Genomic DNA, 21,651 nt, shown 5'->3' on the forward strand with positions numbered 1-21,651 from the left:
TTTGTAGATAGAAAGAGTGATGGTTATGGAATGGGAACTGCTCCCGCTCCCTTTATTTTTAATAATGAGTATTTTACTCAATAGTGTGATTGCAGTAGCCGGAGTTTTACCGAGTGCCTTTTTAACGGCAATCAACGTGAGTGTCCTCGGTCTCGTACCTGGTATTCTCGTCTCGATTGTCGGTGAGGCGGTAGGCGCCATCGTCAGTTTCATTCTTTATCGAAAAGCGCTGCATCGTTATACGTCCCCGGACGGCGGCCGGTTTCAGCGTCTCCGAGAGGCAACAGGGGCCGAGGCATGGTTTCTCGTCCTGGGCATGCGTCTCATGCCGTTCGTGCCGTCTGGTCTCGTCACGTTATCGGCAGCGTTCAGTCGTATGACCCTCGCCTCGTTCGCGGTCGCAAGTACGATTGGGAAAGTGCCTGCCCTCATCATGGAAGGATTTGCGGTGACGGCAGCGATGCAATTGACGATCGGGTGGCAGCTGTTCTTGGTCGGTCTCGTCGGGATTGCTTACCTCGTCTGGCGAATGCGTCAGAGAAGGGGCGAAAAGATATGACAAAACGCCTCGACAAATCGTTTACCGGTCGTTTTTTTCCGCAACACGGCCCAGTCAATTAAAATGGACTCCTCAAAATCTTTTAAAAAGGCTTCGTGAAGTTGCTGAATCGACGTCGTATCGAATTGAGCGATCATCATCTCGTGATTGAGAAACATGCTCCGAAAGTCGAAGTTGGCTGACCCGACAAGGGCGACTTTCCCATCAATCAAGAGTGTTTTCGCATGGATGAAATGGCGATTGTATTTATAAATTTTGATGTTCCGTTTCAGCAACTGTTCAAAATAATACTCAGTCGCATGGAAGCTGAACCATTCGTCTCCTTTTCCTGGGACGACGATTCGTACATCGATTCCACTTCGCCCTGCGACTTCGAGAATCGCCAACAGTTCAGGCGGAGGTACAAGGTATGGGGTGGTGAGCCAAATCGACTCTTTTGCCTCCATGAGTAGACGCATCAATCCATCGCGGATGGTCACATCTTTTCCCGGTGACGTGACCAAAAGTTGCGTCGCTCCGTTTTGCCCTTTCGGTTCATTTACAAAGTATTGAGAGAGATGTTCTTCGTCTGCGAAGAGATCCCATGTCTCATCAATGGTCCCTTGACCTGCATATAGCCAGTTCTCGACAAAGAGCTGCTGAAGTTCTCGGACGAGCGGACCTTCGAGGCGTAGATGGGTGTCACGCCAGAAACCGAGTTTCTCATTTTTCCCAAGATACTCATCCCCGACGTTCAACCCGCCTGTGAGCGCGATTCGTCCATCCACGACAATCAATTTTTGGTGGTTGCGGAAATTGGCATTGAAGACGAGATAAGGGTGTAGGACCGGGTCGAACGCTTGGACGTGGACACGGGACTCCCGTAACGGTTGAATAAAATCTTCTCCGATTTCTTGGCTACCGAGCCCGTCATATAAAAAGCGAACGATGACGTTCTCATTCGATTTTTGGATGAGTGCATCTCGTACCTTTAAGGAAATCTCGTCGGTTCTAAATAAATAGTATTGAATGTGGATATGGTCGGTCGCGCTGTTGATGGCGTCTAACAACGCCTCGAATTTTTCTTCGCCGTTGACGAGGAGAGTCGTCGACGTGTGAGCGTCCGCACCGCTTGCTCCTAATTTTTCGAGTGTACGTGTCAGCGGATAAGTAGATACGAGATCGGGAGAAGTCTCGATTTTTTCACTTTCAATCGCTTGCCTTAGCATCCGGATTTCTGACGAGGTTCGTTTAAAGCGTCGATGGCGACGCGGCGTACGACCGAACATGACCCATGCCAACACACCGATGAACGGTATAAAGAATACGGTCAATAACCAGGCGAGCTTCCCTTGGGGCTGTACTTGGTCAAATAATATCTGCCAACCGACGACGAGCGGTGCGACGATTGCGATTCCGATTAATACGGGAATGAGGACATCGAGCCAAAACAAGAGACCGACGAGCAAGATGACGCTGATGATCATGATGATGAGTTGAATGACGCGACGTTTCAAAGGAAACACCACCTTTCTATAAACGATGAAAACGAGGGGGAATTCCCCTCGTTTTTTAGTATACGCTGTTCAAGACAGCGTTGATTTCGTCCGCGTAACGAACGAAGAAGTATACATTCACTGCGAGAGAGAACAAGACGAGGAAGAGACCGAACTGTGCTTTAACCCGATTCCGATTCCAATAGTAGAAGACGGACAAGAGCACCGCCAGTCCTACGAATAGAGCGATGACTTCAACGATTCCCCAGACGATATCCTTGGATAAAAACATGTCGACGATTGTCATGACGACGTAGATGAAGACGACAATCCCCATAATCACGACTAAAATAGCTAAAATGATGCTAATCCAATCCGAACTAACTGCGTCAATTAGGTTTTCAATGGCCATTTCGTATTCGCTCACAACCGTTCCTCCTTTCGACAGATTGCATAACTATACATTCATTACCCTTTTTTTCATTTCTAAAATCAGGCTTTCACTGGCGAATGGATGAATGAGGGAAGTGGAATTTTAGAAACAATTGCCACGACCGCAAATACATAGAGCCAACTGTTCGGCGGGAAGAAGAGAACGAGTAGCACGATGATGGCTAGCGGTTGTCGCATCGCCGTCGCAAGCAAGGCGCTCGTCGTCAGAACGACCGAAAATGTCATATCGATTTCAAATAAGAGGCTGAAAAAATAGCCAAGCGTGAACGAAGAAAAGAGAAGCGGATAAATATGTCCACCACGCCAGCCGGTCGCGAGACAGAAGGCCGTAAAGAGAAGTTTCAAAACGCTGTAGAGAAGAAGGGTGTACAGCGGGATGAGTTGCCAGTCTTCTGCATATTCGAGAATCGTTTCTTCTCCAGAGAAGAGGAGGTCAGGATATAGGAGAGCCATTCCCCCGATCCCGATACCGCCGAGTGTGGTGAGCAATAAGATTGGGATGTTTGAAAAGAGTCGCATCAATGCGTGTTCACTGATTAAATAAAGCCAACCGAGAACCATGCCGCCAAGAACCATCAGTAACATCGTCCAATCGAGTTGGACACTTTCAATCGCGGGAAATTTAATGATGAACGGTGGACGTTCGTCAAGTTGGTTGAGTAAATAAAACGTCCCGATTCCAGCAAGTGTCGCAAGCAAGTTCAGCATTGGTTGTCTCTTCTGCTCGGTCTCCTCTGCCGCGATTGCTCCAAAGAGCGGCGCATTGAAGACAATCCCGAGAACGACCGCGTGTCCGACTTCTTGCAATTCCGCTAATTCTTGACGGACGTGACGAATGCGCTCCGAGAACCACGTTGTGAGCCCGCCGACGATTCCGACGAGCGCTGCCTCAGGACCGAGGCTTGCACCTCCGATGAGCACGAGAAGGGCGGTCAACGTCGTGAAGCCTATTAAACGATAGTCAATCCGGCCAGTTCCTTTTCGTTCTTCTAACACTTCAGGCATGAGACGTGGCATTCGACCGTACCGGCGTTGCAATAGACCGATGCATATACCGGCGATGACCGGGACAAGAAACACATAAAAAGGAAAATCAAATTGTTCTGGTACCGTATGCCATACAACATGAATCCCTTTATACACGACAGATAAGAAAATCCAACTGATTAAACCGATCAAGACCCCAAGTACGATGGCATAACCACTGACAATCCATGATTTCATGTACATCTCCACCTCTTTCGCTCGCATCAATCTTCTATAATATGCTATCTCCTGAACACCTATGGCCGAAACCTAAAAATCAATGAAATCCGACAGAAGTGGGGAATAGGTTCTGTTCACCATGGAAAATAAAAAAGTGCAGGCTTCCGACGAAGTCGATGCCCACACTTGGAATAAAGAAACGTGCTTATGCTGTTTTGATGGCGTGCTCTTTCGCAGGAGCCGGTTTTCCGAAGAAATATCCTTGCGCCAAATCGAATCCGAGCTCACGGCACACATCGGCTTCTTCGATACGCTCGACACCTTCGGCGAGGAGCGTGATGCCCATCGTGTGTGTCAAAGCACGTACTTTTTTGAGGAACTCCCGCTTCTCAGCATCCTCGTCACAAAATGAAACATACGAACGGTCAATTTTGACATAGTCGGGCTCGAGTCGTTTCAACATATCAATGGTCGAGAAGCCTGCACCGACATCGTCTAATGCAACTTGCATCCCCCGTTTTTTATATGTAGAAAATACGTGCTGTAAATGATCGACGTCATGTACCTTCTCCGTCTCCACGACTTCAAAGATGAAGCGGTCCGGACTTAGTTCATATCGGTCGATGATGTCGAACGTATGCTGGAGGCAATAGTCCGGGTTGTAAATCGTTGAGGGTAAGAAGTTGATGAATGTCTTTTGGTGAGGGGCAACGACTTCGTATGTCGCTTTAATCGCCTCAGCACGAGCCCGCTGATCGAGCTTCGAATGAAGACCGAAACGGTTTGCCGTCCGGAATAAATCATAAGGCGAGATGTTGGCACCGCTACGGAGAAGTGCTTCGTATCCGAACGTTTCCGTAGAATCGAGGAAGATGATGGGCTGGAGATGACTCTCAAACGTGCCGTGCTGAATCTGTTCAATGATATGCCGATTGGCAAGCTGATCCTTTAACACTTCGACCTCAAGCGGCGGGGTCTGACGGTTCGATGCAGGATCAACACAGTAGACCATTCCGTTTGCTTGTGTGAGAAGTGCATCTAGTTCTTCAAACGATGTATACGGGTATTCCTGGAATGTCGTGACGAGTGTCCCTTGAGCAATCAAAGGAATTGTTGTATTACAAGAAGCGCAGGGTGACCACATACTATTCCACCTTTCCATTTAAAATTGGTTCATTCAGTATATCGGTCACGTCTCACAAAAAACTCACATTCGGGAATCATTCTTCAAAAAAATCGTGCAAAATGGGTACAGGTTTTGTATACTTCCTATCGTATGATTAAGAAGCGCCTCAAAACGCCACTCGCATACGAACAACTTTTTGAACAGAAAGGGGTTCTATCGATGGACCAAAAATTAAAATTATGGTTTACGGAGCACCAAACAGAAGATTACGGGATTACGTTCCGTGTAAACCACGTTTATGAGAGCGAACAAACGGAGTTTCAACGACTAGAAATGGTCGAAACGGACGAGTTCGGAACGATGTTGTTACTTGACGGGATGGTCATGACGACGGATAAGGACGAATTCGTCTATCACGAGATGGTCGCACACGTCCCACTTTTCACACACCCGAATCCTAAGCATGTGCTAGTAGTCGGTGGGGGAGACGGCGGTGTCATCCGTGAAATCATGAAACACCCATCAGTTGAAAAAGCGGTTCTCGTTGATATCGACGGGAAAGTCATTGAATATTCGAAGAAATACTTGCCGAACATTGCCGGTGAACTTGATAACCCACGTGTTGAAGTCATCGTCGGTGACGGTTTCATGCATATCGCCAAGTCAGAGAACGAGTACGACGTCATCATGGTCGACTCGACAGAACCGGTCGGACCAGCAGCGAATCTCTTCACAAAAGGATTCTATGCAGGCATTTCGAAAGCGCTCAAAGAAGATGGCATCTTTGTCGCACAAACGGACAACCCATGGTTCACGCCAGAACTCATCCAAACGGTTCAACGTGACGTGAAGGAAATCTTCCCAATCACGAAACTATACACGGCGAACGTACCGACTTACCCGAGCGGCATGTGGACGTTCACGATCGGTTCGAAGAAGTACGATCCGGAACAAGTATCGGCTGAGCGTTTCCATGACATCGAAACAAAATACTACACGCCGAAGCTTCATAACGCGGCATTCGTCCTTCCGAAATTCGTGGAGGATTTGACAAAATGATCAAACGCTTTGATGAAGCATACTCAGGTAAAGTATTTATCGCCAGTCTCCCAGAGGTGACAGAGGCGAAGACGGTTCTTTATGGGATGCCAATGGACTGGACGGTCAGTTTCCGTCCGGGCTCGCGTTTCGGTCCGAACCGGATTCGTGAAGTATCGATCGGACTTGAGGAATACAGCCCTTATTTAGACGGTGATTTGGCAGATGCAGCGGTGTACGATGCGGGAGATATTCCACTTCCGTTCGGGAACGCACCAAAGTCGCTCGACATGATCGAGGCGTTCGTCAAAGATATCGTCAAAGCAGGCAAGTTCCCACTCGGAATGGGTGGCGAGCACCTCGTCACATGGCCGATCATCAAGGCGATGCATGACGTGTATGGTGACGACTTCGTCATCATCCACTTAGATGCACATACCGACCTTCGGGATGAGTATGAAGGCGAGCCTCTCTCACACTCGACTCCGCTTAAAAAAGCGGCGAACTTGATTGGACCATCGAACTGTTACTCGTTCGGAATCCGTTCAGGGATGAAAGAAGAGTTTGAGTGGGCGCGTGAAGTTGGTTACAACATGCATCAATTTGAGGTCATCGAGCCACTCAAACGCGTCTTACCGACGCTCGCAGGGAAAAAAGTATATGTCACGATCGATATCGACGTCCTCGACCCGTCAGCAGCACCAGGGACAGGCACACAAGAAATCGGTGGCATCTCGACGAAAGAATTGCTAGAAGCAGTACACGCGATTGCGAATGCAGATCTCGACATCATCGGTGCAGACCTTGTCGAAGTATCACCGGCATACGATCAGTCGGATATGACAGCCATCGCGGCAGCAAAAATTCTTCGTGAGATGATGATTGGATTCGTGAAGTAAATGCGGAAAAAAGGTCAGCTGGAAATGGAACTGAGCGCCCGGATCACCCAATGGGAGAAAGAATACTTGGGTCGCGGGTCATTGACGTGTAAGGCAGACCTGCTTCGGGACCTGGCCATCGTTACGCTCCAAGGGGTGTTGACGCCGGCTGAGTATGACTTGGCCACCAAGTCGGCAGGTCGCGAGCAACTGAAAAAGTACCGCAACAATCTCGTCGAATCGGGGCGCAGTCAACTTGAAACGATTGTCGGGCAAGTGCTCGGTCGTTCCATTGTCTCGCTCCACACGGACATCAGTACGAAAACGGGGGAGCGTCTCATCGTCTTTCGCTTAGATGCACCTTGGGATCAAACCGATTGACAACGAATCGTCGACTTTTTAAAATAAAAGGCAGAGACGTGAGCGGAGCGAATGGACGAGTCACTATGAAGCGTGCTTTCGAGATCTTCTTACGGAGCTACTGACTAATTTAATTTACCGACAGTTGTCGGCTAGACGGAGCGATTATTCGAGCCGTCGGCATACAGCGCACGCCTTCTTTAGGTGTGCGCTTTTTTGTCGCCAAGGAGGAAAACATATGGAATTGTTTGTATTTCTATTGACGAGCGCTCCCGTGCTTCTATTTGTGACGGGTGTAATCGCCGCAGTCGGGAAATCGAATTTGAAGATTCCTGACTCGCTGAGCACGACGCTCAACATTTACTTACTACTCGCTATTGGATTAAAAGGGGGGATGGGACTCGCCTCGGTATCACTAGAAGAAATCGCATTACCACTGACCGTCACACTATTGATTGGCATATTGTTACCGCTCCTCGCATTTCTTGCAGGAGGTCTCCTGAAGTTCACTTTTCCTGAACGGATTGCCATGGCTGCGACGTTCGGGTCCGTCTCGCTCGTGACCTATGTGGCCGCATCGACGCAACTCGAGCGACTCGGGATTGGGTATGAACCGTTCATGACGACATTGGTCGTCGTGCTCGAAATCCCAGGATTGATTGTGGCGTTATTGTTGTATAACCAGACACAGGTGATGGGAATCACGGCAACGTCGGGCAAGACGAGCTCACTGTCTGTCCTTCGGGATAGCTTATTTTCAAAGAGCATCTTGCTCATGCTTGCAGGTCTTGTTGTCGGACTCGTGACACCAGACGCGACGCCGCTCAAACCATTCTTTGTCGACTTGTTCCCGGGTGTATTGCTCCTCTTTTTACTCGGTTTAGGGGTGAAAGTGGGACAACAATTGAAGACCGTACCGTCATATGGATTGAAATTCGTCGCCATGGGAATGCTGTTCCCATTGATTGGGGCATTGGTTGGCTTTTTGGCGGCGGGTGTCGCTGGTCTTTCGGAAGGAGGAACGATTCTCCTCATGACACTAGCAGCGAGCGGTTCATACATCGCAGCTCCTGCGATGCTACAAGCATCGGTCCCGGAAGCAAAACCGTCCTTTTATTTGACCCTTTCCCTTGCGGTCACGTTCCCGTTCAACTTATTGATTGGTATCCCACTGTATATCGCAATCGTTACATGAATAAGCGCCGACTCAAAAGAGTCGGCGCTTATTTTGCGTTCGTTTTACATCATTGCGTCACTTTTTGCGATTCCATGCATTTGAGAGCGGCCGTCCAGCTTCCAAAGAGGACGTTGATGGTCGATGTACTCGGTACGTTTCGACCTTCCGCCCATTTTCGATAATGAAGGATGCTGAAGTGGGGCAATTCTTTTTTCGCAAGCCGGAGGGCTTCAATCACATCTTCCTCATCCCATTTTCGTTTCGGAGGAGCGATATCTAACACGAAAAGAGCATAGCTCCAAGAACCATACTTTCGAGCGATAGTCGCCACGGTCGGATAGCCGCGTTCTTGCGCCCAAACGGCATAATGTTGGGACGTGAGGCGTTCGAGTTCTTCCGAAGCTTCGATCAATGCTTGGATGATGCGTTCCTCACTATTTTTAGCGGCGGTTGTTTGAAGTTTGGCTTCGCGGAGTGCATTCGACCATGAACCAAAACGACTGCTGATGAGTGTGAGAGAAGGCGAACGTGTCACTTTTGACCATTCTCGGTACGTTTGACTCGTGAATAGCGTGAGCTCTTCTGCAGCTTTGTTTAACGCACGTAGAATATCTTCGTCTGAATAATAATGAAACGAAAGCTTGATTTGTGCTGCAACGAGGGCTTCGCGCCACGAACCAAATTGGTGAATGACGGTGGAAAGGGAAGGGACGTTTTTGTCATGAGACCAAACACTGTATTGTTTGGAATCAAGTTCTGCATATTCTTGGGCAGCCAATTGCAAAGCTTGTACGATTTGAGGTCGTGTCCATTTTTTCATCTTGGTGTCTCTCCTTTTGTGTGAACGCTCACGGGCGTCTCAGAAGGTCTCTTGGTGTGAATGAACATGTATGTTGTCAGATTGGTCGTACAGAAGTGAAGCGGCGATGTGTGACGGGTACCTCCTTTTTGATCAAAAACATAGCTGTCAACAACATCCAATTTTATTTGGTATGTTCTTTCCATTCCCGCTGAGGAGAAAAATATTCATTATGTGAAAGAAAAGATGAGAATAACTTTGTGAACTTATTTGTTACAGCGATTTCATTAATAACAAAAAGCTCGCATTATCCTTAAATTTGTTACAACGACTCGGGTAGTTTACTAGCATCAACGCTTTCTTCGCACACCATACCCAACACGATCAATCAACTAGACATTTGGAGGTGCAATACACGATGGCTACACTCGTCAACGTATATCGAAGAAATCGCAGAAACTTATTATTTTTCTGCGTCGATATCGCAATCGTCTCAATCGTCTTATATATGACGTTTGACATTTTATTTTCGAAAGTGATGCCGTATACCGCAACAACATATGATCTGTTGCTGATGGTATCGATTAAGATGATTAGCTTTATGCTCGTCGGAGCACTTTTGAAAATTCATCGAATCGATTGGCGTTACGCTTCAATCCATGAAATGAAACAAGTAACCATTGCGTTGATTAGTAGCGACCTGATTCTATTTGCCTACAATCAGTTTCAATTCGGACGTGGACTCGGCGTCATGATTGCGGTGCAAGGGCTACTAGCATTTAACCTGATTTTATTCACGCGTTTCTTGGCCCGACATCACGTCCTGCATACGTTCAAACCACATGCTGCTCCCCAAGGACGGAAGACACTGATTATCGGAGCCGGGAACTCCGGACAGCTCATCGTTCGCGAGTTAAAAGAATATCGGACGAACGTACTTCATGTAGTTGGAATTCTCGACGACGATCCGATGCTCGCCTCTTTATATGTACACGGTGTTCCGATTCTCGGAACGACAGACGATTTAGAACGAATTATTGAGGAGCAAGGAATCGAGGTCGTGATTTTCTCTATCCCGAGCTTGGCGCACGCGAGACGAATCGAGTTGTTGAAGCGGATTGAAAAGACCGGGGTGGAATCACACGCACTGCCGATGTTATCTGAACTGGCGACCGGAAATGTTTCAATCAATGAAATTCGCGAAGTAAAGATCGAGGATTTGTTGGGACGAGAACCTGTACAACTTGATATTTCAGGCATCTCGAAACACGTAGAAGGGGCAACAGTCCTCGTGACAGGAGCGGGAGGTTCAATCGGTTCGGAATTGTGTCGTCAATTGATTAAGTTCAAACCGGCCGAGATGATTCTTCTCGGACATGGTGAAAACAGCATTTATTTAATCGAAAAAGAATTGAACGGACTCGGGCTCGAGACAATACTTCGTCCAGTCATCGGAGATGTGCAAGACCTAGAGCGACTCGAACACGTCTTTCAAACGTATCGCCCAGAAATCGTCTACCATGCGGCAGCCCACAAACACGTTCCATTAATGCAAGACAACCCACTTGAAGCAGTCAAAAATAACATCTATGGCACGAAAAATATGGTCGATGTGGCCTCGAAATATCGGGTCGATCGATTCGTGATGGTCTCGACCGATAAAGCGGTCAATCCGACGAACGTCATGGGGTCGACGAAGCGAATCGCAGAGATGATTGTCCAAGAAAAAGCGCGTTCAAGCGATACGATCTTCGCAGTCGTTCGATTCGGAAATGTTCTCGGCAGTCGTGGTTCGGTCGTCCCTCTCTTCAAGGAACAGATTGCCCAAGGAGGACCGGTCACCGTAACAGATTCGGAGATGACACGTTATTTCATGACGATTCCAGAAGCGAGTCGACTCGTCATTCAAGCGAGCGTATTATCCCGAGGCGGGGAAATCTTTGTCCTCGATATGGGAGAACCGGTCAAAATCATCGACTTAGCGAAGAAGATGATTGAACTCAGTGGATTTACGATTGAGCAGATCCCGATCGAAGTGACGGGAATCCGGCCTGGGGAGAAATTATACGAAGAATTGTTAGCCACAAATGAATTAGATCCAGATGCCAACATCTTCCCGAAAATTTTTGTTGGTTGTACGCGTCCTTTCACATCGGTCGCTCCGATTTTGCGGTTAATCGAACACTTTCGACCGAACGGTCCAGCATTGACGGACGCTTTACTGTTCGTTGCGAACAGTGACGACATTGATGGTGATCTACAACGAATTTTTACAAGTGGATTTGAATTTATCCCGGCTCGGCAAGTGCATATCCGTGTCGTCGATGGAAATTAAGGGGGGAGTGCAATGGATCGTGTCATGGTGATCGGTGTGTCCACGTTCAAGGGATTCCATCTTGCTCGACGACTACTCAAAGAAGGATACGAAGTGATTGGCATTGATGACGAAGGAGAAGCGAAAACGCAACTCGCGAGACAGCGGCTATACGTCTTGTCTCACCCATCGTTCCATCTCATTCGGACAGATGTCTTCCACAAACCACATATGCGCCAAATTGCAACGATGTATGAACCGAATCATGTCATTCTATGCTGTGGGTCTTCTAGCACAAATCAGGAGCGAAAAATCGAACGTTACGAGCAAGTGAAGCAACTCGTCATGAATCAAAAAAGTCGAGTGCCGATTCAATCATTCATCACGTTCGACCTTCCTGTTGAACAGACTTGTCACTCGTCATCAGCTCTTCACCTCATTACAGAGGATGTCTACGGACCTTGGGATGATCCGACGACACTTTTTTCAAAAGCAGTACTCGCCGTCGATCAAGGTCATCGTATGGTCGGATACTATGCAACAGATATTGTAAAAGCATCTTATATCGATGATGTGGTTGAAACCGTCGTTCGAGTCATCAAATTGATTCAGTCGGGATTGTCGCTTGTTGGACAGTTCCGAATTGATGCCTCCGATTACGTACATGTCCAAACACTATTAGCTGAAATTGGACATCAGCTCCATCGACCCGTCCATATATCTCTTCCGATGCGTGAACATGTCTTTCAAGAAACCGATTTACCTACGCTAGAAGCGATGATTGGATTTCGACCACGAACCCCACTGCACGAAGGATTGCGACAGACCATTGAATGGTATGACGCCTATCAAACCATGATGAAGGAGGACATGAGCACATGAATATTTTATTATCGAAACCGCACATGTCCGGACGAGAGATGGCATATGTGGAAGAAGCGTTCTCAAGTAATTGGATTGCGCCACTCGGTCCGAACGTCAACGCTTTTGAAGAAGAGCTTGGGAAATATGTCGATCATCCGTATACACTCGCGACGAGTTCTGGCACAGCGGCACTCCACCTCGCTCTATTGACGTTAGGAATCGAAAGAGGGGATGTCATCTTTTGTCAGTCGCTCACATTCGTCGCTTCGGTCAATCCGATTCTCTATGTCGGGGCGACCCCAGTATTCATCGATTCAGAACAAGAGACGTGGAACATGTCACCGGAAGCATTGCGAAAAGCACTTGTCCAAGCCGCTACAAAAGGAAAGTTGCCGAAAGCAGTCATCGTCGTCCATCTATACGGGGTGGTCGCGAAGATTGGTGAGATTCGTCACATTTGCCAAGAGTTTGGGGTGCCCCTGATTGAAGATGCTGCGGAATCACTCGGAGCGACTTGGCAAGGCCAGATGACCGGTACGATTGGTGACATCGGATTCTATTCGTTCAATGGGAACAAAATCATCACCACATCGGGTGGAGGGATGCTATTGCTAGGCTCTGAAAGTCAGCGCCAATATGCGTTGAAACTTGCAACGCAGGCAAGGGAGAACGTTTTACATTACGAGCATGAAGAAGTCGGTTACAACTATCGCTTGAGCAATGTGTCGGCAGGAATCGGTCGTGGACAGCTTGAGGTCATCGAGCAACGAGTCAGGGCGCGACGTAACGTCTTTCGTCGATATGAACAAATGTTTTCATCGATTGATGTCACGTATCAACAAGAAATCCCATTCTCTCGTGCGAATCGTTGGTTGACCGCCATGCAAGTTGGGCGAGACATTGCCAGCCGCGATCAGCTGATTCAACAGTTAAGTGATGCTGGAATTGAATCACGACCAGTCTGGAAACCGATGCACCTACAACCGCTCTATCGAGATGCAGAATACGTCACGGTGGACAAGGAAGACGTGAGTCGTCATTTATTTGAAAATGGTATTTGCTTGCCGTCGAGTTCGAGCTTGACGATTGGTGAACAACAGAAAGTGATTCAAGCCGTGCTAGATACACGCCATTTCGTGAAAGAAAAAAGCGTGTAAGGAGGATATGAAATGAAAACGGAAGCAGAGATCATTCGAGCGCTTCAAACCGCAGCATCTCTGACTCCATCTCTCACGGTGACACAATATCAACGATGGAGCCAAGGACAAAATGCTCCCACGTTTCTTGACATTTTATCTGTATATGGGACATGGACGAATGCCCTGAAGGCATCGGGATTGTTAGAAATAAGACGTTATGAATCCCAGGATATGATTCAGGCACTTCGGCTTGCATCGGTAGAAGAAGGAAGGCTAACGAGTGCTCAATATCGGCGATGGGCATCCGGAAGAAGCGTTCCTTCATTAGGCGATATTATTAACCATTTCGGGTCGTGGAGTCTCGCCGTTAAAGCGGTCGAGCGTTTAGAAGAGGAACATTTCACCGTACAACCCTCAAAAGACAAGGCGGAGATTGTACAAGCGTTATATGAAGCCTACCGAGTATTAAAGCCTTTCAACGCGATTACGTATCAAAAATGGGCAAAGCGTTTTAATAAACCAAGCGTCGCAAAAGTGTCGAGACGATTCGGTTCATGGAAGCGGGCTCTATGCGAACTTGGGATTCATGAAATGACGGATCAAAAGTGATCAATGGAGGGATCGAGAGATGACTAGACCGATTGTACTCATGATTAGTGACCATCATACATCCACTTTCGTCTATCACGCTATCCGCGATTTAGGCGTGACACATGTCATTCAAGAAGACGGTCCCACTGAACATCGACCGCAGTCGCTCAAACAATGGATGACTCATCTATATATTCGATGGGCGACACCGCTTATGAAATGGACGAGTCAAGCGCGTATTCGAGAAGTGAGAGAGCGTTATCCATTACAGGATTCTCCGATTCCTCCTCATCACCTCATCCATGTCTCATCCTTGAACGATGACAAAACGCTCATGTGGCTCGAACGACTTGCACCGAAGCTGCTCGTGATTCATGAGACCGGACCAATCGAGTCGAGTCGTTTGAACCAGTTGCCATGCCCAATCATCACCGTTCGTCCGTCGATGGCGGAAGGGCAGCTACAAGCCTATTGGGCGATTCAATCCGTGCCTTCTTTTTGTGAGGCGACGCTCGAACAGTGGACGACACAAGGATGGCGCGTTCTCGATCAGGCGGTCATCTATAAAGGCGGAAGCGACAATTTTGCCACATATCCTTATTTACAATTGACCACGGTGTTACCGATGTTGCGCCGACACATCGAAACACTAGATCTCGTACAACCAGACCGCCGACAAATTAAAGTCCAAGCCTAAGGCTTGGACTTAACTGTTGGCGATACAATAATATTGGATGGCTTCGTTATAGTACGATGCAAGACCTGGTTCGAAGCGGTCATAATAGGCGGTGAATCGCTCATCCGCTACATACATCTGTCCGAGTCCGCTGAACATGTCGAGCGAGCAATCATAAAAGTGAGTGTGGATGAACAGATGATTGTCTCTGACGACCGATTGAACGCGGTCATCTTCAATTGCGACTTGTGAACGAAACAAATCGACAAGTGGTGCAATCAAATCGAGTTGCATCTGATTCATGCGTTCCCAGTCTGCTTTCGAGCGCTTCGCAGCTCGTTCTTGCGCAGTTTCGTAAGCGGAACTGTCTCCCCAACGCTCAATTACCTCGTCTTGATGTTTTGACTCATGTGCTTGAATCTCTTCATAAGATAATCCCTCGAACAATGACTTGTCTTCCATCGGAATCCCTCCTTTGAGTGAGGTGAGGGTCGCTTCCGCCGTCTCCGCGAGTTGCGCGAAATAGGCGGCTTTTTGTCGTAACGCCTCGACATGTTCGTTCAATACTTCGACTCGATCAAACGCCGATGCATCGAGCAACTGTCCGATTTGATCGAGCGGAACGTCTAGTGTTCGATACAGTAAGATAAGCTGTAGACGCTCGGCATCACGCGACGTATAACGGCGGTACCCATTGTCGTCACGCATGGGGACGAGTAATCCAATCGAGTCGTAATGGCGAAGCGTCCGTGTCGTCGTTCCGGCGAGTGACGCAAGCTGTTGAATCGTATACATCCCTTCACCTCCTTAGAACAAGCGTAAAGGTTGACGTCACGTCAAGGTCAAGCCTGTTTTTCAAATAAAGAAAATCCGTTCCTTTCTCCGATATAGCGGAAGCCGAATTGAGGATAGTACCCATTCAAGAACGTGTTGTCTGCGACGCAATCCAATCGAACGGTCGAAGCAGTGTGAGATAGGGCGTACTGCATCAAACGCTCGCCGATGCGTTCTCCTTTTACGTTCGAGTCTGTGACGAGTCGGTGCAAGTAGACGGCACCGTCCGCGTCATTCCATAGATTATGATCCCAATCGGTCGGTGGAATCAGACTGACCGCACCGACGACTTGGTGGTCACGTTCATACACAAACACGGACCCTTTCATTAAATCATGGCGGACATATTCGGAACGACTCGGCTCTAAATATTTGACCCATTGCGACTTCCCGGCTGCCTGAAACTCTTTCGCTTTCTTTACAATCAATTGGTCGATGGCCGAAAAATCATCAAGTGTAGCGAATCGAAACATGATGAGGCACCTCGCTTTCATTTCTTTTCAAAATCGTGTAGGGTACACGTTGAGTATGCTGATGAAACATCTTTGTATCATCGAATGTTTTTTGGTAAGATAAATTTATTGCATCGTGCAAACGATTGCGCTAATGATATAAAGTTCACAGCACGAATAAGATGATTATATATGATGAGCAGTGAGTTTTGGGATAAGGAGTATCTAGATCACATGCAACTTTTACAACGAGAACAACAAACACAAACGCTTAAACGCAACTGGTGGAAAGAAGCCGTCGCCTATCAAATTTACCCGCGTAGCTTTTATGACGCGAACGGAGACGGAATTGGAGACATTCAAGGAATCATTGATAAGCTCGACTATTTGAAAGACCTTGGCATTGATGTCATCTGGATTTGCCCGATGTACAAATCGCCAAACGATGATAACGGGTATGACATTAGTGACTATCAAGACATCATGGACGAATTCGGTACGATGGAAGACTTCGATCGTTTATTAGACGAAGTGCATCAGCGCGGTATGAAGCTATTGCTCGACCTCGTCGTCAACCATACGTCAGATGAGCACCCTTGGTTCATTGAATCGAAGAGCTCAAAAGACAATCCGAAACGGGACTGGTACATCTGGCGCGACGGGAAGCCGGACGGATCAAAGCCGAACAACTGGGAATCAATTTTCGGTGGATCGGCTTGGGAATTCGATGAAGCGACAGAGCAATACTACTTGCACGTCTTCTCGAAGAAACAACCGGACCTCAACTGGGAAAATCCTGAGATGCGCACAGCTGTGTACGACATGATCAACTGGTGGCTCGAAAAAGGAATCGACGGGTTCCGCGTGGATGCAATTAGCCATATCCGCAAGAATCCGACGTTCGCCGACTTGCCGAACCCGAACGACCTTGACTTTGTACCGTCATTCGAGATGCACATGAACGTGGACGGGATTCACGATTATTTAGAAGAGCTTCGTGACGAGACGTTCAATAAACATGACATCATGACAGTCGGTGAAGCGAACGGCGTATCACCTGACGATGCACACCTTTGGGTCGGTGAAAAAGAAGGGAAGATGAACATGGTCTTCCAATTCGAACACATGGACCTATGGAGTGAAGACGCCGATTCGAAACTTGATGTCGTCCACTTGAAGAACGTGTTGACGAAATGGCAAAAGGGTCTCGAAGCTGACGGATGGAACGCGCTTTACGTCGAAAACCATGACCAGACACGTACGGTTTCGAAATGGGGAGACGATGAGCGTTACTGGAAAGAGAGCGCGAAATCGATAGCGATGATGTACTTCCTCATGCAAGGGACGCCGTTCATCTATCAAGGTCAAGAAATCGGGATGACGAACGTCAAATTCGATTCAATCGATCAATATGACGATATCGCGACACGCAATCGCTACTATATCGGCGTCGAGCAAGGGAAGAGTCACGACGAGATGATGCGCATCACGTGGAACTCGTCACGCGACAACACGCGCACACCGATGCAATGGAGTGATGCTCCGAACGCCGGCTTCACGTTTGCAGAGAAGCCATGGGTCGGCATCAACCCGAACTATACAGACATCAACGTCGAATCACAGCTTGAAGATGAGGACTCCATCTTTAACTTCTATAAAGAGATGATTCAACTTCGTAAAGACGATGAGACGTTTGTTTACGGTGCGTATGATGTCGTCTTACCGGATCACCCGGAAGTCTATGCGTATACGCGTACGCTCGGTGACACGCAGTACCTCGTCGTCACGAACTTGACGGCGAAAGAGACGATGTTCGATATGGACCAGACACTTCGTGCGAAAGATGTCGTCTTGAGCAACATGCCGATTGAAGGCGACGTTGAATCGACGCTTCTTCACTTGAAGCCGTTCGAAGGTCGCGTATATAAAATGAGCTAATCTTTCATGACCTGAAGACCGTGGACGAAAATTCGTCTACGGTCTTTTTGTGCGAATAAAGGAGATGACAAGGAAGGATGAGAATGCTTTAAAGGGATTCACGGAGGAGGAAAATCAAAATGAAACTATTGCTGACTTCCGCAGGTATCAAAAATGAGAGCATCAAGCAGGCACTTTTGGAATTATTGGACAAGCCAATTGAAGAGTGTACGGCACTTTGTATCCCGACAGCCATCTATGCGTTGAACGGGGGAACGCAGCACGCATGGAACTTTTTCAAGGGGGATTTCTCGACACCGATGTGTGAGTTGGGTTGGAAGTCGATCGGGGTGCTCGAACTGAGCGCGCTCCCGAGCATCGATGAATCGGTATGGAGACCGACATTTGAACGGGCGGACGTGTTATTGGTGAATGGTGGCGATCCGCTGTTTTTACATCACTGGATGAAACAGTCCGGGGTGGCGGCATTACTCCCATCTTGGGAAGGTGTCTATGTCGGATTGAGCGCAGGTAGCATGGTGATGACGCCACGAATCGGAGAAGCATTTGTCGGATGGCGTTCATCTGATGAGCAGAGCGATGAGACGTTAGGGTTTGTCGACTTCTCAATCTTTCCACACCTCGACCACGAGATGTTACCGGAGAATACGTCACGAGATGCGGCAGAATGGGCGGAGACATTACAGTCGCCGGCCTATGCGATCGACGACGAGACCGCGATTCGTGTAAATGAAGGGAAGGTCGATTTGATTTCGGAAGGAAAATGGAAGAGGTTTTTCTGAATGCATACGAAAAGAGTATAAATGAATTGGAGTTGAGGGATTGAATCCATTTACATATCATCGAAAAACAAATCGAATCATCGTCCGACCGTTAGAGAAACAAGATTATGACGCATGGTTACGTGGCTTTACAGACCGTCTTGTTTCACAACATGAGTATGATCCGGGGAAGTTAGATATGAGCGACTGTACGTCCGTTTGGTTCGGTCAGCTAGTCGACACACATCAATCACTCGCACATGAAGACCGTGCGCATGTTTTTGCGATTTTCCGGCTTGAAGATGGAGCGCATCTTGGCATGGTGGATTTCTCGACATTGGCACGAGATGGATTTCATTGGGGACGGGTCGGGTATACCATCCATAATCAGCATTGGGGTCAGGGGTATGGCACCGAAGCAGTCGACCTAGCGGTGCGCATCGCCTTTGACGATTTGAACTTTCAACGAATCGAGGCACATATCAATCTCGACAATGAGGCGTCCATTCGTCTCGCGGAGCGTGTCGGCATGTCGTACGAGTGCACGAGAGAAGGATTCATATATGAGAATGATGAGTGGGTAGACCATCTCGTCTATGTCAAAACGAAGCACCGTCGATAGAACGACTCCTACTAGATATGGTACGATGAGTTGACGGAAAGGGGGATGAGCATGGCGATTGAACCACTTCGCGTGCGTGTCCAGCAAACAACACGGATGAGTGACATCCCGGAGCCGATCGAACTATCGGCTGACGGCTTATACTATCCATTGAAGACTGGCTTTATTTTAATGTTTGACCAACAACAAGAGGACGGAACGGTCCCGACGACAATCAAGTACACCCCGGAACGATTGGCGCTCATCTGTAAAGGACCGATTGAGATGAACCATTCCTTTATCGAAGGTCGCTTCACGCAAAGCTTATATAAGAATGCCTATATGTCGATGACGATGGCGACGACGACATCACGCCTCGACGTGTCAGAAGAATCGTGTACGTTCGTATATGAATTGTCCATGAATGAAGAAGATGTAGGTATATACGAAGTACATGTCACATGGACATTTGAAGGAGGAGAGGGCGCATGAACTTTACAGAACGCGTAAACAAGATTGAAGAGATGTTGAATGAAGACTGGTTTGAGATGCTTGAAACGAACGAAGAAGAGTATGAAGAGTGGCGAGGTCGCCTCGAAGATCATGCCGAACAAGTCATTACACATTACGACCAGGAGAACGGCGTCGATGTCAATTCAGTCGATAAACTGCTCCAATTGAACGATGAGTTCCCGCTCCTATACGGAGAGGACACCGTTCGCCTGTATATCGCACTCATTGAGGCACGCCCAGAAGACAAAGCGGTCTACGATCGGTACGTCGATTACTTAGCAGCCATCAGCGATGCATCGCACGAACAGTTTTTACATTTCCACACGCTCGTCGAAGCAGGACGGTTGGAGGAAGCGAGACAACTCGCTCCACACATGCCACAACGTCTCGGACTCGAAGAGTAAGTATATCAAAAGTGTCATCTGAACAGGATGGCACTTTTTTTCATGCCTGAAAGGGGGACAAGATTCGAACAGGACGTCCATTTTTATTCGATGATCTGTTCTCTAAGATGAAGGAACAAGGAAATCAATCAGAGAACGCGAATGGAAATGGGTAAAGGGGGAATTGTGGTGTTAAGACTAATCAAAACATCTGTCAAACAAAAAGAACAGATTCTCGCATTTTTACAGGAATGGTACGAACGAGATGAACGAATCGTTCCGACCTCAGTCGACCGTGAAACGACGGACTTCGAGGCATACGTCAACACGTTACGTCAGAAAGAGTTACGTGAGAATATAGAGGAAGGCTGGGTCCCGAGTACGACGTATTGGCTCACGGACGGGGAAGAGCTTTTAGGCGCGGCGAACATTCGTCACGAGTTGAACGAATCACTCTTAAAAATCGGTGGCCATGTCGGATACGGGGTGAAACCGAGCGCGCGTGGGCGAGGACTCGCCACACTTCAACTAAAACTTGCGCTTGAGAAAGTGAAAGAGCTTGGAATCGAGCGTGCACTCATTACGTGTAATCGGACAAACGTCGCTTCCCGTCAAGTCATTTTAAACAACAGGGGTGTCGCGGACACACCATATACGGAAGAAGATGGGACGATCGTCGAACGGTTTTGGATTGACTTGAGAGGATGAAGATGAGATGGCGAACTGGATCATCATCTATTTGGCATTGATTAATTTCTTCGGCATTTATTTGTTTCGGGAAGAGACCGTGCCCTCTAAGAAATGGTTCTCATTCTCGAGCGGAATCGCCATCACGTATTTCTTCATGTATCTTTTGCCCTCCCTGAATAAACGCCAGGACACGCTTCGTGTCGATTGGTTGAACCTGGCCTTGCCGTCAGAGATTTACATCGTCAGTCTCATTGGGTTCACGCTGTTCTACGGTACGATGCGGTTCGTTCGAACCCCTCACTTCCAAGATGAGGCGGTCGATCGGGCCGTTTCGTATTGGCTCCAGGTGACGCTTCTCACGGCGTACATGACATTTTCAGCGTATGTGGTGACGGCCGACTCGGTGACGTTCGTCTCGAGAAGCTTCTATGCGACGGCACTCGGTGTGCACTTCTTGGCGCTCGGGCATGATTTGAACCGCCACTATGGCGAACGCTATATGCGACAGGGACGATATTTGTTGAGCGGTGGGATTTTACTCGGAGGTTTCGTTTCGCGTTGGATTGACTTGGCCCCACACGTCGAAGCACTCTGTTTTGCGTTCGTAGCCGGGGCGATGATTCTCAATATCGTGAAGTTTGAACTGCCGTCCGACCGAAATCTACACTTTCGAACATTCGTTTTGGCCGTGTGCAGTTATGGTGGATTATTGCTCATCTTGAAACATCTTCTAAACTTCTGACGAGAACTTCACAAAAATGAATGACTGTTCATTCATCATTTGATATACTGAATTCAAGATTGAATCCGTTTTCATAAGGGGG

24 protein-coding genes are annotated in these 21,651 nt (G+C 47.9%); 17 read left to right on the forward strand and 7 right to left on the reverse strand.

The genetic code is table 11. The features are described from left to right. Positions 1-25 precede the first annotated feature (25 nt). Positions 26-559: a TVP38/TMEM64 family protein gene (locus KNO91_RS04360; protein ID WP_251126543.1), complete on the forward strand. Its 534-nt coding sequence runs from the start codon at positions 26-28 to the stop codon at positions 557-559. On the opposite strand, the gene cls is transcribed toward KNO91_RS04360, so the two are convergent. From cls to KNO91_RS04380, 4 genes are all read right to left on the reverse strand, one after another. Continuing rightward, on the reverse strand, positions 535-2,064 hold the full coding sequence (gene cls / locus KNO91_RS04365; RefSeq protein WP_371816633.1) for a cardiolipin synthase: 1,530 nt from the start codon (positions 2,062-2,064) through the stop codon (positions 535-537). The two genes, KNO91_RS04360 and cls, sit on opposite strands and share 25 nt — an antisense overlap. Positions 2,065-2,110: 46 nt before the next feature. After that, the gene (locus KNO91_RS04370) at positions 2,111-2,461 is read right to left on the reverse strand and encodes a hypothetical protein (protein WP_074035622.1); all 351 of its coding nucleotides are present in this window, start codon (positions 2,459-2,461) and stop codon (positions 2,111-2,113) included. A 65-nt stretch (positions 2,462-2,526) separates the two neighbouring features. Then, positions 2,527-3,711 carry a chloride channel protein gene (locus KNO91_RS04375; protein ID WP_214792807.1) on the reverse strand — a complete coding sequence of 395 codons (1,185 nt, stop codon included), beginning with the start codon at positions 3,709-3,711 and terminating at the stop codon, positions 2,527-2,529. A 187-nt stretch (positions 3,712-3,898) separates the two neighbouring features. Next, the gene (locus KNO91_RS04380; RefSeq protein ID WP_214816439.1) at positions 3,899-4,837 is read right to left on the reverse strand and encodes an EAL domain-containing protein; all 939 of its coding nucleotides are present in this window, start codon (positions 4,835-4,837) and stop codon (positions 3,899-3,901) included. A gap of 201 nt (positions 4,838-5,038) precedes the next feature. On the opposite strand from KNO91_RS04380, the gene speE reads away from it, so the two are divergent. From speE to KNO91_RS04400, 4 genes are all read left to right on the forward strand, one after another. After that, on the forward strand, positions 5,039-5,878 hold the full coding sequence (speE, locus tag KNO91_RS04385) for a polyamine aminopropyltransferase (protein ID WP_012727429.1): 840 nt from the start codon (positions 5,039-5,041) through the stop codon (positions 5,876-5,878). Next, the gene (gene speB, locus KNO91_RS04390; protein ID WP_214786188.1) at positions 5,875-6,756 is read left to right on the forward strand and encodes an agmatinase; all 882 of its coding nucleotides are present in this window, start codon (positions 5,875-5,877) and stop codon (positions 6,754-6,756) included. The genes speE and speB overlap by 4 nt, the downstream gene beginning before the upstream one ends. Further along, the gene (locus KNO91_RS04395) at positions 6,757-7,116 is read left to right on the forward strand and encodes a Na-translocating system protein MpsC family protein (protein ID WP_214786190.1); all 360 of its coding nucleotides are present in this window, start codon (positions 6,757-6,759) and stop codon (positions 7,114-7,116) included. 217 nt (positions 7,117-7,333) lie between these two features. Next, the gene (locus tag KNO91_RS04400; RefSeq protein ID WP_214816442.1) at positions 7,334-8,290 is read left to right on the forward strand and encodes a sodium-dependent bicarbonate transport family permease; all 957 of its coding nucleotides are present in this window, start codon (positions 7,334-7,336) and stop codon (positions 8,288-8,290) included. Positions 8,291-8,339: 49 nt separating this feature from the next. Here the strand turns inward: KNO91_RS04400 and KNO91_RS04405 are convergent, their stop codons facing one another. After that, complete coding sequence (locus KNO91_RS04405) at positions 8,340-9,092, reverse strand: homing endonuclease associated repeat-containing protein (RefSeq protein WP_214786195.1); 753 nt, start codon at positions 9,090-9,092, stop codon at positions 8,340-8,342. Positions 9,093-9,489: 397 nt separating this feature from the next. On the opposite strand from KNO91_RS04405, the gene KNO91_RS04410 reads away from it, so the two are divergent. The 5 genes from KNO91_RS04410 to KNO91_RS04430 are packed head-to-tail and all read left to right on the forward strand — an operon-like array spanning position 9,490 to position 14,676. After that, positions 9,490-11,406 (forward strand): polysaccharide biosynthesis protein, encoded by a 1,917-nt coding sequence (locus KNO91_RS04410; RefSeq protein WP_214816445.1) that lies wholly within the window; start codon positions 9,490-9,492, stop codon positions 11,404-11,406. Between the two features lie 12 nt (positions 11,407-11,418). Next, positions 11,419-12,267 carry an NAD-dependent epimerase/dehydratase family protein gene (locus KNO91_RS04415; RefSeq protein WP_214816448.1) on the forward strand — a complete coding sequence of 283 codons (849 nt, stop codon included), beginning with the start codon at positions 11,419-11,421 and terminating at the stop codon, positions 12,265-12,267. Beyond that, positions 12,264-13,406: an aminotransferase class I/II-fold pyridoxal phosphate-dependent enzyme gene (locus tag KNO91_RS04420; RefSeq protein WP_214816451.1), complete on the forward strand. Its 1,143-nt coding sequence runs from the start codon at positions 12,264-12,266 to the stop codon at positions 13,404-13,406. The genes KNO91_RS04415 and KNO91_RS04420 overlap by 4 nt, the downstream gene beginning before the upstream one ends. Before the next feature lie 12 nt (positions 13,407-13,418). Then, positions 13,419-13,997, forward strand: coding sequence for a hypothetical protein (locus KNO91_RS04425; RefSeq protein WP_214792824.1), 579 nt, complete (start codon positions 13,419-13,421; stop codon positions 13,995-13,997). Between the two features lie 19 nt (positions 13,998-14,016). Then, positions 14,017-14,676 (forward strand): hypothetical protein, encoded by a 660-nt coding sequence (locus KNO91_RS04430; protein WP_214792827.1) that lies wholly within the window; start codon positions 14,017-14,019, stop codon positions 14,674-14,676. Positions 14,677-14,685: 9 nt separating this feature from the next. On the opposite strand, the gene KNO91_RS04435 is transcribed toward KNO91_RS04430, so the two are convergent. Continuing rightward, the gene (locus tag KNO91_RS04435; RefSeq protein ID WP_214792829.1) at positions 14,686-15,450 is read right to left on the reverse strand and encodes a MerR family transcriptional regulator; all 765 of its coding nucleotides are present in this window, start codon (positions 15,448-15,450) and stop codon (positions 14,686-14,688) included. 47 nt (positions 15,451-15,497) lie between these two features. Further along, complete coding sequence (locus KNO91_RS04440; RefSeq protein ID WP_214792832.1) at positions 15,498-15,962, reverse strand: GNAT family N-acetyltransferase; 465 nt, start codon at positions 15,960-15,962, stop codon at positions 15,498-15,500. A gap of 213 nt (positions 15,963-16,175) precedes the next feature. On the opposite strand from KNO91_RS04440, the gene KNO91_RS04445 reads away from it, so the two are divergent. The 7 genes from KNO91_RS04445 (at position 16,176) to KNO91_RS04475 (ending at position 21,569) form a co-directional block, all read left to right on the forward strand. Next, positions 16,176-17,879: a glycoside hydrolase family 13 protein gene (locus tag KNO91_RS04445; protein ID WP_214786210.1), complete on the forward strand. Its 1,704-nt coding sequence runs from the start codon at positions 16,176-16,178 to the stop codon at positions 17,877-17,879. 119 nt (positions 17,880-17,998) lie between these two features. Next, positions 17,999-18,661 (forward strand): Type 1 glutamine amidotransferase-like domain-containing protein, encoded by a 663-nt coding sequence (locus tag KNO91_RS04450; protein ID WP_214816453.1) that lies wholly within the window; start codon positions 17,999-18,001, stop codon positions 18,659-18,661. Between the two features lie 40 nt (positions 18,662-18,701). After that, positions 18,702-19,262, forward strand: coding sequence for a GNAT family N-acetyltransferase (locus KNO91_RS04455; RefSeq protein ID WP_214792841.1), 561 nt, complete (start codon positions 18,702-18,704; stop codon positions 19,260-19,262). Positions 19,263-19,313: 51 nt separating this feature from the next. Next, a complete protein-coding gene (locus KNO91_RS04460; protein WP_214792844.1) occupies positions 19,314-19,733 on the forward strand; it encodes a YwiB family protein in 420 nt (139 codons plus the stop codon). Beyond that, the gene (locus tag KNO91_RS04465; protein ID WP_214786218.1) at positions 19,730-20,158 is read left to right on the forward strand and encodes a hypothetical protein; all 429 of its coding nucleotides are present in this window, start codon (positions 19,730-19,732) and stop codon (positions 20,156-20,158) included. The genes KNO91_RS04460 and KNO91_RS04465 overlap by 4 nt, the downstream gene beginning before the upstream one ends. 168 nt (positions 20,159-20,326) lie before the next feature. Continuing rightward, positions 20,327-20,845 (forward strand): GNAT family N-acetyltransferase, encoded by a 519-nt coding sequence (locus KNO91_RS04470; RefSeq protein WP_214816455.1) that lies wholly within the window; start codon positions 20,327-20,329, stop codon positions 20,843-20,845. Positions 20,846-20,852: 7 nt separating this feature from the next. Then, entirely contained in the window at positions 20,853-21,569 is a 717-nt protein-coding gene (locus tag KNO91_RS04475; protein ID WP_214792850.1) for a hypothetical protein, read from the forward strand. The last annotated feature ends 82 nt before the right edge of the window (positions 21,570-21,651 follow it).

The sequence above is a fragment of the Exiguobacterium sp. s59 genome (assembly GCF_018617475.1).
Classification (GTDB): Bacteria; Bacillota; Bacilli; order Exiguobacteriales; family Exiguobacteriaceae; genus Exiguobacterium; species Exiguobacterium aestuarii.

Excerpts from the sequence above, each read along its gene's own strand:
- KNO91_RS04460 (WP_214792844.1), top strand. The coding sequence starts at position 19,314 with ATGGCGATTGAACCACTTCGCGTGCGTGTCCAGCAAACAACACGGATG.
- KNO91_RS04415 (WP_214816448.1), top strand. The coding sequence starts at position 11,419 with ATGGATCGTGTCATGGTGATCGGTGTGTCCACGTTCAAGGGATTCCAT.
- KNO91_RS04425 (WP_214792824.1), top strand. The coding sequence starts at position 13,419 with ATGAAAACGGAAGCAGAGATCATTCGAGCGCTTCAAACCGCAGCATCT.
- KNO91_RS04395 (WP_214786190.1), top strand. The coding sequence starts at position 6,757 with ATGCGGAAAAAAGGTCAGCTGGAAATGGAACTGAGCGCCCGGATCACC.
- KNO91_RS04360 (WP_251126543.1), top strand. The coding sequence starts at position 26 with ATGGAATGGGAACTGCTCCCGCTCCCTTTATTTTTAATAATGAGTATT.
- KNO91_RS04445 (WP_214786210.1), top strand. The coding sequence starts at position 16,176 with ATGCAACTTTTACAACGAGAACAACAAACACAAACGCTTAAACGCAAC.
- KNO91_RS04435 (WP_214792829.1), bottom strand. The coding sequence starts at position 15,450 with ATGTATACGATTCAACAGCTTGCGTCACTCGCCGGAACGACGACACGG.
- KNO91_RS04475 (WP_214792850.1), top strand. The coding sequence starts at position 20,853 with ATGGCGAACTGGATCATCATCTATTTGGCATTGATTAATTTCTTCGGC.
- KNO91_RS04440 (WP_214792832.1), bottom strand. The coding sequence starts at position 15,962 with ATGTTTCGATTCGCTACACTTGATGATTTTTCGGCCATCGACCAATTG.
- KNO91_RS04465 (WP_214786218.1), top strand. The coding sequence starts at position 19,730 with ATGAACTTTACAGAACGCGTAAACAAGATTGAAGAGATGTTGAATGAA.
- KNO91_RS04405 (WP_214786195.1), bottom strand. The coding sequence starts at position 9,092 with ATGAAAAAATGGACACGACCTCAAATCGTACAAGCTTTGCAATTGGCT.
- KNO91_RS04375 (WP_214792807.1), bottom strand. The coding sequence starts at position 3,711 with ATGAAATCATGGATTGTCAGTGGTTATGCCATCGTACTTGGGGTCTTG.
- speE (WP_012727429.1), top strand. The coding sequence starts at position 5,039 with ATGGACCAAAAATTAAAATTATGGTTTACGGAGCACCAAACAGAAGAT.
- speB (WP_214786188.1), top strand. The coding sequence starts at position 5,875 with ATGATCAAACGCTTTGATGAAGCATACTCAGGTAAAGTATTTATCGCC.
- KNO91_RS04450 (WP_214816453.1), top strand. The coding sequence starts at position 17,999 with ATGAAACTATTGCTGACTTCCGCAGGTATCAAAAATGAGAGCATCAAG.
- KNO91_RS04420 (WP_214816451.1), top strand. The coding sequence starts at position 12,264 with ATGAATATTTTATTATCGAAACCGCACATGTCCGGACGAGAGATGGCA.
- KNO91_RS04430 (WP_214792827.1), top strand. The coding sequence starts at position 14,017 with ATGACTAGACCGATTGTACTCATGATTAGTGACCATCATACATCCACT.
- KNO91_RS04380 (WP_214816439.1), bottom strand. The coding sequence starts at position 4,837 with ATGTGGTCACCCTGCGCTTCTTGTAATACAACAATTCCTTTGATTGCT.
- KNO91_RS04410 (WP_214816445.1), top strand. The coding sequence starts at position 9,490 with ATGGCTACACTCGTCAACGTATATCGAAGAAATCGCAGAAACTTATTA.
- KNO91_RS04400 (WP_214816442.1), top strand. The coding sequence starts at position 7,334 with ATGGAATTGTTTGTATTTCTATTGACGAGCGCTCCCGTGCTTCTATTT.